This is a genomic window from Vibrio ordalii ATCC 33509, assembly GCA_000257205.1.
Lineage (GTDB): Bacteria > Pseudomonadota > Gammaproteobacteria > Enterobacterales > Vibrionaceae > Vibrio > Vibrio ordalii.
In genome coordinates this window covers 1-307 of the sequence record AEZC01000174.1, presented here as the reverse complement: position 1 = coordinate 307, position 307 = coordinate 1, and the positions used below count along the sequence as shown (strand labels likewise).

General features: G+C 47.6%; 2 tRNA genes. Both read left to right on the top strand.

Features of this window, described 5'->3' with window-relative positions:
- Positions 1 to 31 precede the first annotated feature (31 nt).
- Positions 32 to 124 (top strand) — tRNA-Ser (locus tag VOR_RS0112165).
- 66 nt (positions 125 to 190) lie between these two features.
- Positions 191 to 267, top strand: a tRNA-Arg gene (locus VOR_RS0112160).
- The last annotated feature ends 40 nt before the right edge of the window (positions 268 to 307 follow it).

Below are 307 nucleotides of genomic sequence, written 5' to 3'. Positions count from 1 at the left end.
TATTCTTTCGTAAGATTGAATGTGAAAATGCGGTGAGGTGGCCGAGAGGCCGAAGGCGCTCCCCTGCTAAGGGAGTATACGGTTTATAGCCGTATCGAGGGTTCGAATCCCTCCCTCACCGCCATTTATTGACCATTGGTCAATTTTTTTGTTCAGAAATAAAATTTTTGTGATGTAATTCACATCTTGCGCGCTCATAGCTCAGCTGGATAGAGTACCTGGCTACGAACCAGGCGGTCGGAGGTTCGAATCCTCCTGAGCGCGCCACTTATTGAAAGTTAGTGATGCTGTCATTAACTCTGCGCGT